The 13,317-nt window shown below is 57.0% G+C and carries 16 protein-coding genes; 9 read left to right on the top strand and 7 right to left on the bottom strand.

Annotation, left to right across the window (positions count from 1 at the left end):
* Nucleotides 1–35: 35 nt before the first annotated feature.
* The 4 genes from ybeY to miaB all read right to left on the bottom strand — a co-directional run bounded on the left by ybeY (nt 36) and on the right by miaB (nt 3,994).
* Nucleotides 36–530, bottom strand: a complete 495-nt coding sequence (gene ybeY, locus HW561_RS15015; RefSeq protein ID WP_176866155.1) for an rRNA maturation RNase YbeY — start codon at nt 528–530, stop codon at nt 36–38.
* Between the two features lie 36 nt (nt 531–566).
* Nucleotides 567–1,589: a PhoH family protein gene (locus tag HW561_RS15010; RefSeq protein WP_176866154.1), complete on the bottom strand. Its 1,023-nt coding sequence runs from the start codon at nt 1,587–1,589 to the stop codon at nt 567–569.
* A gap of 137 nt (nt 1,590–1,726) precedes the next feature.
* On the bottom strand, nt 1,727–2,491 hold the full coding sequence (locus HW561_RS15005; RefSeq protein WP_328803295.1) for an outer membrane protein: 765 nt from the start codon (nt 2,489–2,491) through the stop codon (nt 1,727–1,729).
* 183 nt (nt 2,492–2,674) lie between these two features.
* Nucleotides 2,675–3,994 carry a tRNA (N6-isopentenyl adenosine(37)-C2)-methylthiotransferase MiaB gene (gene miaB / locus HW561_RS15000; RefSeq protein ID WP_176866153.1) on the bottom strand — a complete coding sequence of 440 codons (1,320 nt, stop codon included), beginning with the start codon at nt 3,992–3,994 and terminating at the stop codon, nt 2,675–2,677.
* Between the two features lie 122 nt (nt 3,995–4,116).
* On the opposite strand from miaB, the gene HW561_RS14995 reads away from it, so the two are divergent.
* Nucleotides 4,117–4,980 carry a hypothetical protein gene (locus HW561_RS14995; RefSeq protein ID WP_176866152.1) on the top strand — a complete coding sequence of 288 codons (864 nt, stop codon included), beginning with the start codon at nt 4,117–4,119 and terminating at the stop codon, nt 4,978–4,980.
* Between the two features lie 62 nt (nt 4,981–5,042).
* Here the strand turns inward: HW561_RS14995 and HW561_RS14990 are convergent, their stop codons facing one another.
* Nucleotides 5,043–5,840 (bottom strand): phytanoyl-CoA dioxygenase family protein, encoded by a 798-nt coding sequence (locus tag HW561_RS14990; RefSeq protein ID WP_176866151.1) that lies wholly within the window; start codon nt 5,838–5,840, stop codon nt 5,043–5,045.
* 86 nt (nt 5,841–5,926) lie between these two features.
* Between HW561_RS14990 and HW561_RS14985 the strand changes: the two genes are divergently transcribed.
* Complete coding sequence (locus HW561_RS14985; RefSeq protein ID WP_176866150.1) at nt 5,927–6,823, top strand: LysR family transcriptional regulator; 897 nt, start codon at nt 5,927–5,929, stop codon at nt 6,821–6,823.
* 1 nt (nt 6,824) lies between these two features.
* Here the strand turns inward: HW561_RS14985 and irrA are convergent, their stop codons facing one another.
* Complete coding sequence (gene irrA / locus HW561_RS14980; RefSeq protein ID WP_176866149.1) at nt 6,825–7,244, bottom strand: iron response transcriptional regulator IrrA; 420 nt, start codon at nt 7,242–7,244, stop codon at nt 6,825–6,827.
* Nucleotides 7,245–7,432: 188 nt separating this feature from the next.
* Here irrA and fabA point away from each other — a divergent pair, with 188 nt between their 5' ends.
* Genes fabA through HW561_RS14960 form a run of 4 tightly spaced genes read left to right on the top strand, consistent with a single transcriptional unit; the run spans nt 7,433 to nt 10,239 of the window.
* A complete protein-coding gene (gene fabA, locus HW561_RS14975) occupies nt 7,433–7,942 on the top strand; it encodes a bifunctional 3-hydroxydecanoyl-ACP dehydratase/trans-2-decenoyl-ACP isomerase (protein ID WP_176866148.1) in 510 nt (169 codons plus the stop codon).
* Between the two features lie 31 nt (nt 7,943–7,973).
* Nucleotides 7,974–9,203, top strand: coding sequence for a beta-ketoacyl-ACP synthase I (gene fabB / locus HW561_RS14970; RefSeq protein ID WP_176866147.1), 1,230 nt, complete (start codon nt 7,974–7,976; stop codon nt 9,201–9,203).
* A 5-nt stretch (nt 9,204–9,208) separates the two neighbouring features.
* Complete coding sequence (locus tag HW561_RS14965) at nt 9,209–10,000, top strand: enoyl-ACP reductase FabI (RefSeq protein WP_176866146.1); 792 nt, start codon at nt 9,209–9,211, stop codon at nt 9,998–10,000.
* A 59-nt stretch (nt 10,001–10,059) separates the two neighbouring features.
* Nucleotides 10,060–10,239, top strand: coding sequence for a hypothetical protein (locus HW561_RS14960; RefSeq protein WP_176866145.1), 180 nt, complete (start codon nt 10,060–10,062; stop codon nt 10,237–10,239).
* A 32-nt stretch (nt 10,240–10,271) separates the two neighbouring features.
* On the opposite strand, the gene HW561_RS14955 is transcribed toward HW561_RS14960, so the two are convergent.
* On the bottom strand, nt 10,272–10,700 hold the full coding sequence (locus HW561_RS14955; protein WP_176866144.1) for an FKBP-type peptidyl-prolyl cis-trans isomerase: 429 nt from the start codon (nt 10,698–10,700) through the stop codon (nt 10,272–10,274).
* 124 nt (nt 10,701–10,824) lie between these two features.
* Here HW561_RS14955 and HW561_RS14950 point away from each other — a divergent pair, with 124 nt between their 5' ends.
* Genes HW561_RS14950 through HW561_RS14940 form a run of 3 tightly spaced genes read left to right on the top strand, consistent with a single transcriptional unit; the run spans nt 10,825 to nt 13,309 of the window.
* Complete coding sequence (locus HW561_RS14950; protein ID WP_176866143.1) at nt 10,825–11,511, top strand: haloacid dehalogenase type II; 687 nt, start codon at nt 10,825–10,827, stop codon at nt 11,509–11,511.
* Nucleotides 11,511–12,338: an alpha/beta fold hydrolase gene (locus HW561_RS14945; RefSeq protein ID WP_176866142.1), complete on the top strand. Its 828-nt coding sequence runs from the start codon at nt 11,511–11,513 to the stop codon at nt 12,336–12,338. Before HW561_RS14950 ends, HW561_RS14945 begins: the two co-directional genes overlap by 1 nt.
* Nucleotides 12,335–13,309: a threonine ammonia-lyase gene (locus HW561_RS14940; RefSeq protein WP_176866141.1), complete on the top strand. Its 975-nt coding sequence runs from the start codon at nt 12,335–12,337 to the stop codon at nt 13,307–13,309. Before HW561_RS14945 ends, HW561_RS14940 begins: the two co-directional genes overlap by 4 nt.
* Nucleotides 13,310–13,317: the final 8 nt, after the last annotated feature.

Genomic DNA, 13,317 nt, shown 5'->3' with positions numbered 1-13,317 from the left:
ATCCCGTTCCAATTGATCGGGTGAAATAACCCGCTTCATGTATTATATGGGTCATCAATACCCATTTTGCCAAGTATCTTGACCTCTGCCCCTTCCATCAAGGTGGCATCAAGGTCACGTATGTGATCATAGCCCAACAAATGCAACGTTCCGTGAACGATCAAATGGGTCACGTGATCATTCATGGACTTGCCAGCTTCAGCCGCCTCGCGCGCGCAGGTGTCGTAGGCAATCGCAATATCTCCCAGCGTAATCTCGCCAGTGAAATCGGGCTCTGGTCGAAGCGGCGCATGCCCAGACTCCTTGGCCGCCAGGTCCTCGGCAGGCCAGCTCAGGACGTTGGTCGGCGTGGGCTTTTCACGAAACTCGGCGTTCAACTCCGCGATGCGTGTGTCATCACAGCCCAGCAGACTGACCTCACAGATTTCAGAGTCCAATCCGCAATACTGCAAAACCGCAGAAATCGCTTGCTGAGACAAGGGTTCCAGCTCTTGCCAGCGCTCGTCTTCAACGGTTAATTCCAGGTTCATTTTAGTGTTCCAAAGCCCGTACGCCGGGCCTGGAAATCAACGTGTTTCATGGCCCACATCGGCCTCATACGCTTCGATGATAGCCGCGACAAGCGGATGCCGCACGACATCTTTCGATGTAAAGTAATTGAAGCTGATATTGGGAATCGTGTTCAGCAACCGCTCTGCGTCCGCCAGCCCCGACGGGACCCCGCGCGGCAGGTCGACCTGAGATCGGTCGCCCGTGATGACCATCCGGCTGCCTTCACCCAAACGAGTCAGGAACATCTTCATCTGCATGGTCGTGGCATTCTGCGCCTCATCCAACACAACAAAAGCATTTGCCAACGTCCGCCCGCGCATAAACGCCAGCGGTGCAATTTCGATTCGCTTTTCCTCGATCAGTTTGGCGAGCTGCTTGCCCGGCAAAAAATCGTTCAGCGCATCATAGAGCGGCTGCATGTAAGGATCGACCTTGTCCTTCATGTCACCTGGCAGGTAACCCAGCTTTTCCCCCGCCTCGACCGCAGGGCGGCTCAGGATGATCCGGTCCACATGCCCGCCGATGAACATCGACACACCCGCCGCAACGGCCAAGTAGGTCTTACCTGTGCCCGCCGGCCCTATACCAAAGGCAAGTTCGTTGTTGAACAAGGATTGAACGTAAGCCTTCTGCGCATCCGTTCGCGGTTCGACAAGCTTCTTACGGGTCTTGATTTCGACCGTGCCGCCTTTGAACATCTCAAGTTGATCACCGTCACGGCTGCCGGTTCCTTGTTCGGTGCCCCCCATGCGAAGCTCTCGGTCGACATCTGCGGATTCGACATCGCGACCGCCTTCCAATCGGGTATACAGCGACTGCAACACCTCGATCGCTTGCTTCTGCGCGTCCTCGTCGCCCATCACCACAAGCTGATTGCCCCGGCGTACGATCTGAACAGAGAGCTTCTGCTCGATATCGGCCAGATTGCGGTCATACTCGCCGCATAGGTCAATCAACAATCGGTTGTCTGGGAATTCAACAAATGCCTCGCGTTGGGGCATCTCGTCTTGCGGTGGGGTCAGGGCACCGATGGCCAATACGTTCTCCTGTCTTGGCGTTACACCTTGAGCGTAGACAAGAAGCCTTGGTAGGCGCAAGCCACAGTTTCAAAAATTACGCGACTGATGACAAAACCGCCGACGGGGGCCCGAAACAAAGGCCATTCGAGGTCACGTCAGAACGTGTAGTTCAGCCCAAACCGCAGGCCGCGGTAACTAGGCGTCGATTTTGTCGAAAACCCCGATTCGAACTGAACGTCTTCGGATTGGAACTGCACATACTCGTACTCGCCGGTGATCGACCACTTGTCGTTCAGCTGATGTTCAGCCCCGACACTCGCCGAAAAGCCCCCTCGCCTGCCGGAATCTTCGAAAGACCGTAACGTTGACCCGGATCCGATGCCGTTTGTTGTTTCAACATCCCCCAGAACGTAACCGACGGTCACGAAGTACAAGACGCTCCTGCTGCGATTTGTGAGGCCATTTCGGAACCGTAGCGACAGGACATCCGATACTTCAGTGCCACCCTGAACAGTTTCGCCGCTGATCTGGGTTGTGACACTATCTTCGATTGAGCCAAAATCGTACCCAAATTCAAAGCCATACACAAAATCGCGGCCGCCTCTGGCAGGCAAAACACCACGCCAGCCGCCCCGAATGCCGCCGTAAGATCCGGTCAGATCCTGCTCACCAATCCCAAAAGTGCCCGCCGGAGTACTGAGACCAAATTGGTCTTTTCCGCCCGAACCATAACCACCGCTTATCCCAAGATAGAACGCACTGACGTCACTGCCATACCGTTTCGGACTGATCACATCCGGCTCGGTGACATTGCCTGTCAGATCTCCGGCGATTGTCGCGCTGGCAAAGAATGTCACTGCCGACGCCATCGGCAGGGCTTGCCGGAATTTCGGCAAATTAAATCTCTCTAGGATCGTCACTCGTACCCTCCATCGCTGCAACCCGGAAGTCGGATCAGCGCAGATTGAAACACCTTCGCAGCGGATAACCGCGTCTGGAACAAAATCTGGCTTCCCTCGGAACATAGTTCCAAGCGATAAATCAAGGGTAAATTTTGGAAACAAACACCAAGCATGGTATCTGCACAGCGGATAACCAACGAATTACAGCAAAGTGCCCGCCAGGGAATTCGTGCCAGAGTCGGTAATTCGTACGTCCCGCAACTCGCCAACCGAAATCTCGGGGCCAACCACGTGAACAGAATGAAGGTATTCGGATTTCCCAACCATCTGCCCGGGCAACCGGCCCGCTTTTTCGAACAAAACGCGGACGTTTCGCCCTACCATCGAATCCTGGATTTCCCTTTGGTGGCGCGTGATCAGCGCTTGCAGGCGCTGCAGGCGGTCATCCGCCGCGTCCGGGTCAACCTGAGCCCGCTCGGCCGCCGGAGTCCCGGGGCGCGTCGAGTACTTAAACGAGTACGCGTATCCATATTTGACCTCTTCAACCAAATCCAACGTGGCCTGAAAATCCTCTTCGGTTTCCTCCGGGAACCCGACGATGAAATCACCTGACATGACTATATCAGGCCGCGCCGCGCGGATACGTTCGACCAATCGCAAATAGCTCTCGGCGGTGTGGCTGCGGTTCATACGCTTCAGAATCGTGTCTGAACCCGACTGAACCGGCAAATGCAGGTACGGCATCAGTTTTTCACACGTTCCATGCGCTTCGATCAAGTCGTCGGCCATGTCATTGGGATGAGACGTCGTGAAACGAATACGTTCTAACCCGTCGACTTTGTTCAACTCCCAGATCAGACCCGCCAGTGTCATGTCCCCGTTGGGTCCCGCGCCGTGATAGGCATTGACGTTCTGGCCCAGCAGAGTGATCTCGCGTACGCCGCGTTCGACCAGATCCTGCGCCTCACGCAGAATGCGGTCTGCCGGACGGCTGACTTCGGCGCCGCGCGTATAAGGCACCACGCAGAAGGCACAGAACTTGTCGCACCCTTCCTGCACCGTCAAAAACGCCGTCGGTCCACGTTTGGCCTTGGGGCGGTTCTTGAGCTTCTCGAACTTGTCCTCTTCGGGGAAATCCGTGTCCAACGCCTTTTCGCCGGCGCGGGTCTTGGCCTCCATCTCGGGCAGGCGGTGATAGCTTTGCGGGCCAACCACCAGATCGACAAGCGGTTGCCTGCGCATGATCTCTTGACCTTCGGCCTGCGCGACACAACCCGCGACTCCGATTTTGAGATCAGGCTTTTCGGCCTTCAATCCCTTGAACCGACCCAGCTCGGAATAAACCTTTTCTGCCGCCTTCTCGCGAATATGGCAGGTATTCAACAGAATCATATCCGCGTCGTCAGCGGTTTTGGTCTCGACATAGCCCTGACCGCCCAGCGCCTCCGCCATGCGCTCGCTGTCGTACACGTTCATCTGGCAGCCGTAGGTCTTGATAAACAGCTTTTTCGGTTCGGACATGGGTCGGGCCTTTGCATTCGCTGGATCGGCGGCATCTATACGCTTCGAACGCCGCTTGCAATGCAGGCGCAATTACCCGAATTTGGCGGAACTTTCCAGCAAGGCGGAAATGAAAAACGGCAATGCAATACGATTCCCTCGATCAATTCCTGAAAACAGGCCAGCCCGCATTGGCCAAAGGTCCCATCGCTTTGGTTTTTGCCGAGGATGACGTGGAACTGGATGGCACCCTGCGCCATCACCTGAAACTTGGGTTCACATCTGTGATCGCGTTCATGCCCGCAGAATTTCAACTGGGCGAGGATCTGGGCGATGTCGTCCATCGTGTTACTTTAAAATGCGCGCCTCGGTCGGTTGTGTTCGAGACAATCAACCAGATCATTCAATCCGCACCCGACGTCTGGTTGTACTACTGCTACAATTCCGAGTACTTGTTTTTTCCGTTCTGCGAAACGCGCAGTATCAGTGAAATGCTGGCCTTTCACAGCGAAGAGCGCCGCACTGCTATGCTCAGCCACGTCATCGACCTGTATGCAGATGATCTGGGCACTTATCCCAATGGCGTGGCGCCGGATCATGCGATGTTCGACAGCACAGGGTATTATGCCCACGCCCGCCACGACGCGGTGGGACAGCCAATGGATCGCCAGTTGGACATGTCGGGCGGCCTGCGCTGGCGGTTCGAGGATCACATCCCCTACGAACGCCGCCGGATCGACAGGATCTCCCTGTTCAAGGCTCGGAGTGGGCTGACCCTGCGGTCAGATCACACGTTCAACGAGCCGGAATACAACACCTACTCCTGCCCCTGGCATCACAATCTGACGGCAGCCATCTGTTCGTTCCGTGCCGCCAAAGCCCTAAAAAGCAATGCGGGTTCAACCTTTGACATCCCGACCTTCCGCTGGCGCAACTCGGTTCCATTCCAATGGAACTCAAGCCAATTGCTTGACCTTGGACTGATCGAACCGGGTCAATGGTTCTGACCGCACTTAAATCGGCAGCATTTTCCGTAAGATTGACCGCCCGTGCAAAAGAACCCTGTTGATCAACGCTTTAGCAAAACCGGAAACCAGTCTTCGCGAAGACGCTGCCCGGGTGTCATGTCATGCCCCGGAAACGGCGGCGAGGTGCGGCCCGGACGTTCTACATAGCGCGCATCATCCCCCACCAGTCGCAGCGAGAATGCCCTGCGGCGACTATCCGACTGGTTGCCCCGCGCCCCGTGCAACGTGCGATAGTTGAAGGCCACCGCATCTCCGGGCTCCATTTCGAACTCGACCACCTTCATTCCCTCAGCATCCGGGTCGGGCACGGGGATGTATTGCCCTTCATCCGCGAAAAATCCTTCTTCGGACACCCAGCGGGTCGGCAAAACCTCTTTCTTCCAGCGATGCGAGCCGGCCACGCAGCGCAGCGTCGCCTGCTTGACCGCGTCCAGCGGAGACCAGAAACTGATCGTCTGCTGCCCCTCGACGAAGTAATAGGGACCGTCTTGATGCCAGGGCGTGGCCATCGATGTTCCGGGTTCTTTGACCAGAACATGGTCGTGGAACATCTGCACGCTTTGCGATTGCATAAGGTCTGCGGCCACTTCGGCCACCGGCGATGTGGCGATCACCTCGCGAAACTGCGGAATACGAGTCCAGTTGCAGTAGTCGTCAAAAAACCGACCGGATTCGCCGTCTTTCTTGTTCTCGGACGCATAAGGCCCGGGCTCAGCCATGTTCATCGCCACCCCATCGCGCAACTGATTCACATGATCGGCAAAAAGACCTTTGACCAGAACAACGCCGTCGGCGTGAAAGGTGTCGATCATGTCCTGAGAAACGAGAGGATGCGGCATATCGGTCTCCATGAGTTGATCCTGTGGTTTTGCGCCGGATCGTGCCCTCTGTTCAATTCATATCTTTCGAAGATAGTATTAATCTCATGTTATATATTTCACTGCGCCAGTACGAATATGTTTGCGCCATTGGGCGGCACGGCAGCTTATCCTCCGCCGCTCAGCACCTCAACGTATCGCAACCCGCACTTTCAACTGCTTTGACGCGTGTCGAAGCGCATCTGGGGTACCCGCTATTTATCCGCAGGCGCGGAGCAGCGATGGCTTTGCCCCCACAAGGCCGCAGATTCATCGAGCAGGCTGAAGATATCCTGAACAAAGCTGCGCGGCTGGAAACTTCCGCCACGGCAACTCAGGGCGCAACGCATGTGCGGTTGGGGTGTTTCATTGATCTGGCCCCGTTCCACCTAGCTCCTGCCCTGCATCAGCTGCGGAACGCTTTGCCGGACGTATCGGTGACATATGTTGTAGACGGGTTCGAGGGGCTGATGACCGGCCTGATCGATGATCAGGTGGATATTGCAATCACCTACGATCTGGGAATGGACGCCGGATTTGTTCGACAAACATTATTTGAAAGCCGACCGCACGCGATCCTGTCACCCGATCACCCTCTGGCCCGGGCTTGTCAGGTCACGCTGTCCGAACTGGAGCGCCACCCCCTGATCCTGTCTAACGAAGGCTTATCAGCGCAACATGTCCTGGGATTGTTTCGGCGGAACGGACTAAGCCCAACGGTCGCCCATCGCGCCGCGTCTCTGGAAATCCAGCGTAGTCTGGCGGCTCATAACGAGGGAATCGGTATCAGTTATGCCAGCCCGCGCAACACTCTCAGCTACGACGACCGCCGACTGGTTAGCCTGCCGATCAGCAATCCAGATGCGCCCGAGGCGGTCGTTCTGGCACGTCACGGCACAGGCCCAACTGACGCAACACTACAGATTGCAGAATGTGCTTTGTTTGAATGTCTGAAAGCGCCCTAGGCTACTGTTTCTTCCGCAGCCGTATGACCACATCGACGGAGGCAATCTCGACCCCTTCGGGGGCTGCAGGCAGACGTTGAATGACCAGTTCTTCAGACGGCGCATCGCTTAGGCGGCTCTCGTCTTCCCAAAAGAAATGCGGGTGATCATGGGTGTTCGTGTCGAAGTAACTTTTTGAGCCGTCTACCGTGATTTCTTGCAGAACACCGGCCTCGCAGAACGCGCGCAGGGTGTTGTAGACGGTGGCCAGAGACACGGCATCCCCGGCAGTTTTAGCCGACTCGAAAAGGCTTTCGGCTGTTACGTGGCGATGCCGCCCGTCACCCACCAAAAGCTCAGCCAGCGCCACACGCTGACGCGTCGGGCGCAATCCGGCATCTACCAACCAGTTTGTTGCGATGTTTCGGCTCTGAGGTGTCATCAATCCGATACCCAATTTCTGCTGTCTTATATATAGGGGTGCTCTGCCGGTAATTTCAAATGAAATTCATTCGCAAAGAATGTTGCGCGCACAACATGATGTGGCGGGGCGCTCTTGCAGGACCTTGCAAACGGGTGCTAGACGAGACCAGATATAACAAACGGACCCTTGGCAGGAGAGGCGGCAGAATGGCCCAATTCCCGAGCAGCTTTGACAAAGACGATCTGCTGAAATGCGCCCGTGGCGAATTATTCGGCCCGGGCAATGCGCAATTGCCCGCCCCGCCGATGCTGATGATGGACCGGATCACCGACATTTCCGGCGATGGCGGTGCTCATGGTAAAGGCCATGTTTTCGCTGAATTTGATATCACGCCTGACCTTTGGTTCTTTGACTGCCATTTCCCAGGTAACCCGATCATGCCCGGGTGCCTGGGTTTGGATGGGTTGTGGCAATTGACCGGCTTTAACCTGGGTTGGCGCGGTTGGCAGGGGCGCGGTATGGCCGTTGGCGTTGGTGAGGTCAGACTTACCGGAATGGTGCGTCCGGACCGGAAGATGTTGACCTATAAGATAGACTTCAAAAAAGCGATCCAAACGCGTCGACTGACGATGGGTGTGGCGGATGGTATCGTGGAAGCTGATGGCGAGATGATCTACGACGTCAAAGACATGAGAGTCGTTCTTTCAGAAGCCTGAGCCTGAACTGGCCCAAATAAGGAGTACGCCTATGCGTCGCGTCGTCGTCACCGGGTTGGGGGTTGTTTCCTCCATCGGGAACAATGCCGAAGAGGTTCTCGCCTCGCTCAAAGCAGGCAAATCCGGCATCGAGGCCAATGAGCAGATGGTCGAACATGGCTTTCGCAGCCAGATCGCCGGATCGCTGAAAATCGACGTGGCCGAGCATGTGGACAAACGCACCCTGCGTTTCATGGGCCCCGGCGCGGCCTATGCCCATATCGCCATGAGCCAGGCGATTACCGATGCGGGGCTGACGGAAGATCAGGTCACAAACCCACGCACCGGTCTGGTGGCCGGGTCTGGTGGCCCATCGACCAGCGCCATGCTGACAGCGCACCAGACGGTTCTGAAAAACGGCGCGACCAAGCGCATCGGCCCCTTCGCGGTGCCAAAGTGCATGTGCTCGACCATTTCAGCCAACCTCGCGACCGCGTTCAAGATCAAGGGCATCAACTATTCGATCACATCAGCCTGCTCGACATCCCTGCACTGCATCGGCAACGCGGCGGAACAGATCATGATGGGCAAGCAGGACGTGATGTTCGCCGGCGGCGGCGAAGAACTGGACTGGACCTTGTCCTGTCTGTTTGACGCCATGGGCGCGATGTCCTCGAAATACAACGATACTCCGGAAAAGGCATCCCGTGCCTTCGATCAGGACCGCGATGGGTTCGTGATCTCCGGTGGTGGTGGCATCGTGGTTCTGGAAGATCTGGAACACGCCGTGGCCCGCGGTGCCAAAATCTATGCCGAAGTGACTGGCTTTGCCGCCACCTCGGACGGGCACGATATGGTGGCCCCGTCTGGCGAAGGCGGCGAGCGCGCAATGCGCCTTGCGTTGGCAACCGTCCCCGAAGGTCGCAAAGTCGGGTACATCAATGCCCATGGCACATCGACCCCGGTCGGTGATGTCGGTGAGGTTGAAGCAGTGCGCCGCATCTTTGGCGAAGGCAATGTGCCGCCAATTTCATCGACCAAATCGATGACAGGTCACGCGCAGGGCGCGGCCGGTGCGCTTGAGACGATCTTCTGTCTGCTGATGCTGCGCCATGATTTTATTACGCCGTCGATCAACGTCGACACTCTTGCCGAAGGCATCCTGCCCGGTGAAATTGCAACTCAAGTGGTTGAAAACGCAGGCTTGGACAGTGTGATGACCAACAGCTTCGGCTTTGGCGGCACAAACGGATCCATGGTTCTGTCCAAGTATAACGGGTGAATGTGATGTCGGAACTTCTAAAGGGTAAACGCGGCCTGATCATGGGAGTGGCAAACGACCGCTCAATCGCGTGGGGCATTGCCAAGGCCATGCACGAGGCGGGCGCTGAACTGGCATTCACCTATCAGGGCGAGGCCTTCGGCAAGCGGTTGGAGCCGCTGGCCCAAAGCCTTGGCAGCGACTTCATGGTCGACGCGGATGTCACTGACGATGCCTCGTTGGATCGGGCATTTGACGAATTGGGCGCACGCTGGCCAACCATCGACTTTGTGGTCCACGCCATCGCCTATTCGGACAAATCCGAACTGACAGGCCGGTTCCTGAATACGACACGCGCCAATTTCAAACACTCGATGGACGTTTCGGCCTATTCCTTCATCGAAGTCGCACGTCGTGCTTATCCGCTGATGCAGGACAATGGTGGCACATTGCTGACCTTGACCTATCAGGGCTCGAACAAGGTTGTGCCAAACTACAACGTCATGGGCGTCGCCAAGGCGGCACTGGAATCGGCGACACGGTACCTGGCGAACGACCTGGGCCCCGAGGGTATTCGGGTAAACGCGATCTCGCCCGGGCCAATGAAAACTCTGGCCGGCGCCGCCATCGGTGGTGCGCGTAAAACCTATAAATTCTGCGATCAGAATGCGCCCATGCGCTCGAACGCCACGCTCGAAGCCGTCGGCGGCACCGCCGTTTATCTCGCCTCGGATGCGGGATCGTGCACATCAGGCGAAATCATCCGCGTTGATGGCGGCTTTCATGTTCTGGGAATGCCACAGCCCGATTTCATGTGACCATATATTTCCCTGCCACTGCCAAGATTTCACCATCTTTCAGCGGCAGGGATACCAATATGAGCAAACTTGACCAGATCATAGCCAATAACCCGCGAAGTTCGACTGCTCGACGAAAGCAGGGCTTTCTGAGTGGTCGCGCCAGAATACTGTTGCTGACGCTGACCTCATTGCTGCTGCTGTTCGTGTTTTTCACACAGCCACCAATTCGCGAAGCTGTAAAAGCCCTGCTCGGTTAGTACCCTGGCCGCTCAGGCGACCGGGACAATGCCTAGTTGATCGAAACAACCTCGATCTCAAAAACCAGATCCTGCCCGGCTAGCGGGTGGTTCGCATCCAGTGTCACTGTCGCATCATTTGCCTCGACAACGGTGACCGGCAGTGCCTGTCCATCCGGCGTTTGCATTTGCAACTGTGTACCGGGTTCCAGCGGGATATCATCGGGAATGCCTTCGCGCGGAATATCCTGACGCATCCCCGGATTGATTGGGCCGTACGCATCGACGCAGGCAATCTCGACCCGCTTTTTCTCACCAACCGACAAACCGGGCATGGCGCTGTCCAGACCGGGGATGATCTGCCCCGAGCCGACCTCGAACTCCAGCGGATCGCGTCCCTCGGAACTGTCGAAGACGTTTCCGTCCAACAGCGTCCCGGTATAGTGGATGCGAACCGTGTCGCCTTGTTTGATTTCGGTCATGTTGATCTCCGACCTTTATAGGAATGAACGCCCAACCCTAGGGGATGACACAATGATGTAAACCCTTGGCCCTTTAACGCCCTCATCTGTTGTGCCAACCTGCACCCGAAATGAGGAGGAGCGGATGGCAATCAAAACCTGCGTTTTCGACGCCTACGGTACGCTATTCGACGTGGCCGCTGCAGCACGGCAGGCCGCATCCGAAGCGGGATTCGAAGCGCTTCGGGACAAATGGCCCGATCTTGCCACTCACTGGCGCCTGAAACAGCTGCAATATACATGGTTGCGGGCCGTGGCCGATGCACATACCGATTTCTGGGATGTCACGCAGGACGGTTTGGATTGGGCGCTGGAGGCCACCGGATTGCAGGGGGACGAAAAGCTGCGTCAGCGTCTTTTGGATCTGTACTGGGAACTGCGCGCCTACCCAGAGGTTCCCGACATGCTGAAAGCATTGAAAGATGGCGGCTTGCAAACCGCAGTTCTTTCGAACGGATCGCCACCGATGCTGGATGGCGCAGTACAATCCGCCGGAATCGGTGATGTGTTGGACGATGTTCTTTCGGTGGAAAGCGTCGGCGTCTTCAAACCACATTCTCGTGTCTACGATCTGGTGCAGGACCGGTTCGGGTGTGCCCGCAACGAGGTTCTCTTCGTCAGCTCGAACGGTTGGGACGCAGCCGGCGCAAGCGGATATGGCTTTGTCACCGCATGGGTCAATCGGGCCAGCGAGCCAATGGACCGCCTGCCCTGGACGCCAGCGCATGTGTTGTCCGATCTGACCTCGATCCCTGAATTGGCCGGTCTTTGATGGCGGATTTCACCACCTCAGATGGCATTCGCATTTATTTCGAAGATACCGGCACCGGCACACCTTTGCTGTGTCTGGCCGGTTTGACGCGCAATAGCAGTGATTTTTCGTTTCTCGCGCCGCATGTGACCGACCTGCGCCAGGTCACGATGGATTACCGCGGGCGCGGGCAGTCCGCGTACGATGCCAACCACATGAACTACAACATTTTTCGCGAAGGCCAGGACGCGATCGAACTACTGGATCATTTGGGTCTCTCAAAGGCGACCATTCTGGGCACCTCGCGCGGAGGCCTGATCGCCATGGCCCTGGCCGCCAGCCATCCAGAACGCTTGTCGGGCGTCATCCTGAATGATGTAGGGCCAGTGATCGAGCCTGCCGGTATTGCCAAGATCATGACTTATGTTGGTGTCCAGCCAGCGTCGAAAACCTTTGACGAAGCTGCGCAGGCACTCAAACACCTGATGGAACCTCAGTTCCCCGGCGTCCCGTTTAAGGTTTGGCGCCAGCAAGCAGAGTTCCAGTTTGACGAGCAAGCGGATGGTCTGACCTTGCGCTATGATCCTGCCCTGCGCACCGCATTGATCGAGCAAGCCGCTGCTGGTTCGGCTCTGGATCTGTGGGAGTTCTTCGAGGCATTGCGCGGCATCCCAACCGGCGCAATCAGGGGCGCGACTTCGGATCTGCTGAGCGCGGACACGCTGGCAGAGATGCTTGACCGCCACCCCAAGCTAATATCAACAGAGGTTCCAGACCGTGGCCACGTCCCGTTTTTGAACGAACCACAATCACTTGATGTCATTCGCAAGGTATTGAACGCTGCATGAGCACTATTGAAATGATCGAAGCCGCAGCTGAGCGGTTGAAAGGCCATGGCAGGGAAACCCCTGTCCTGACCTCTCCTTTTCTGGATGAGATCGCAGGCTGCCGGGTTCTGGTAAAGCCCGAATGCCTGCAACACACGGGCAGTTTCAAGTTTCGCGGTGCGTGGTCGGCCATTTCCGCCCTCAGCGATGAAGACCGACAGCGCGGTGTTATCGCCTATTCTTCGGGCAACCACGCGCAAGGCGTCGCCTTGGCGGCATCAAAACATGGTATCGCGTCGGTCATCATCATGCCGTCCGACGCGCCGCAGTTGAAGATTGACAACACAAAAGCCTTGGGTGGCGAAGTGGTTCTGTATGACCGCGCCACGGAAAGCCGCGAAGAGATTGGCGAGGCATTGGCCACTGAACGCGGCCTGACGTTGATCCGACCCTATGACGAACCGCAAGTCATTGCCGGACAAGGCACCACCGGCCTAGAAATCGCCCATCAGGCCGCAACGATGGGCGTAACCGAAGCCGATGTGCTGGTCTGTTGCGGCGGCGGCGGTCTGACCTCGGGCATTGCGCTGGCACTGGAAAAACACGCGCCCGGCCTGCGCGCGCGCCCTTGCGAGCCGGAGGGGTTTGATGACGTCAAACGCTCGCTGGCGACGGGTCAGATCCAGAACAACAACGCGGCGTCGGGCAACATTTGCGACGCCATCCTGACGCCCCAGCCCGGAAAGATCACGTTTCCGATTCTGCACCGCCTGTGTGGGCCGGGTTTGTCTGTGACCGAAGAAGAAGCGTTGCGCGCGATGGCACAGGCCTTTCTGCGCCTCAAGATCGTGCTGGAACCGGGCGGCGCTGTAGCATTGGCATCGGCTTTGTTCCGGAATGACGACATCAACGGGGATGCGGTCATCGTGGTCGCTTCTGGCGGGAACGTCGACCCTGAGGTCTTTAGCCGCGCGTTGGAATTCCTGACCTGACAACTGCC

It is taken from the genome of Ruegeria haliotis, assembly GCF_013377785.1.
Lineage (GTDB): Bacteria > Pseudomonadota > Alphaproteobacteria > Rhodobacterales > Rhodobacteraceae > Ruegeria > Ruegeria haliotis.
This window is presented reverse-complemented; position numbering and strand designations above follow the sequence as displayed.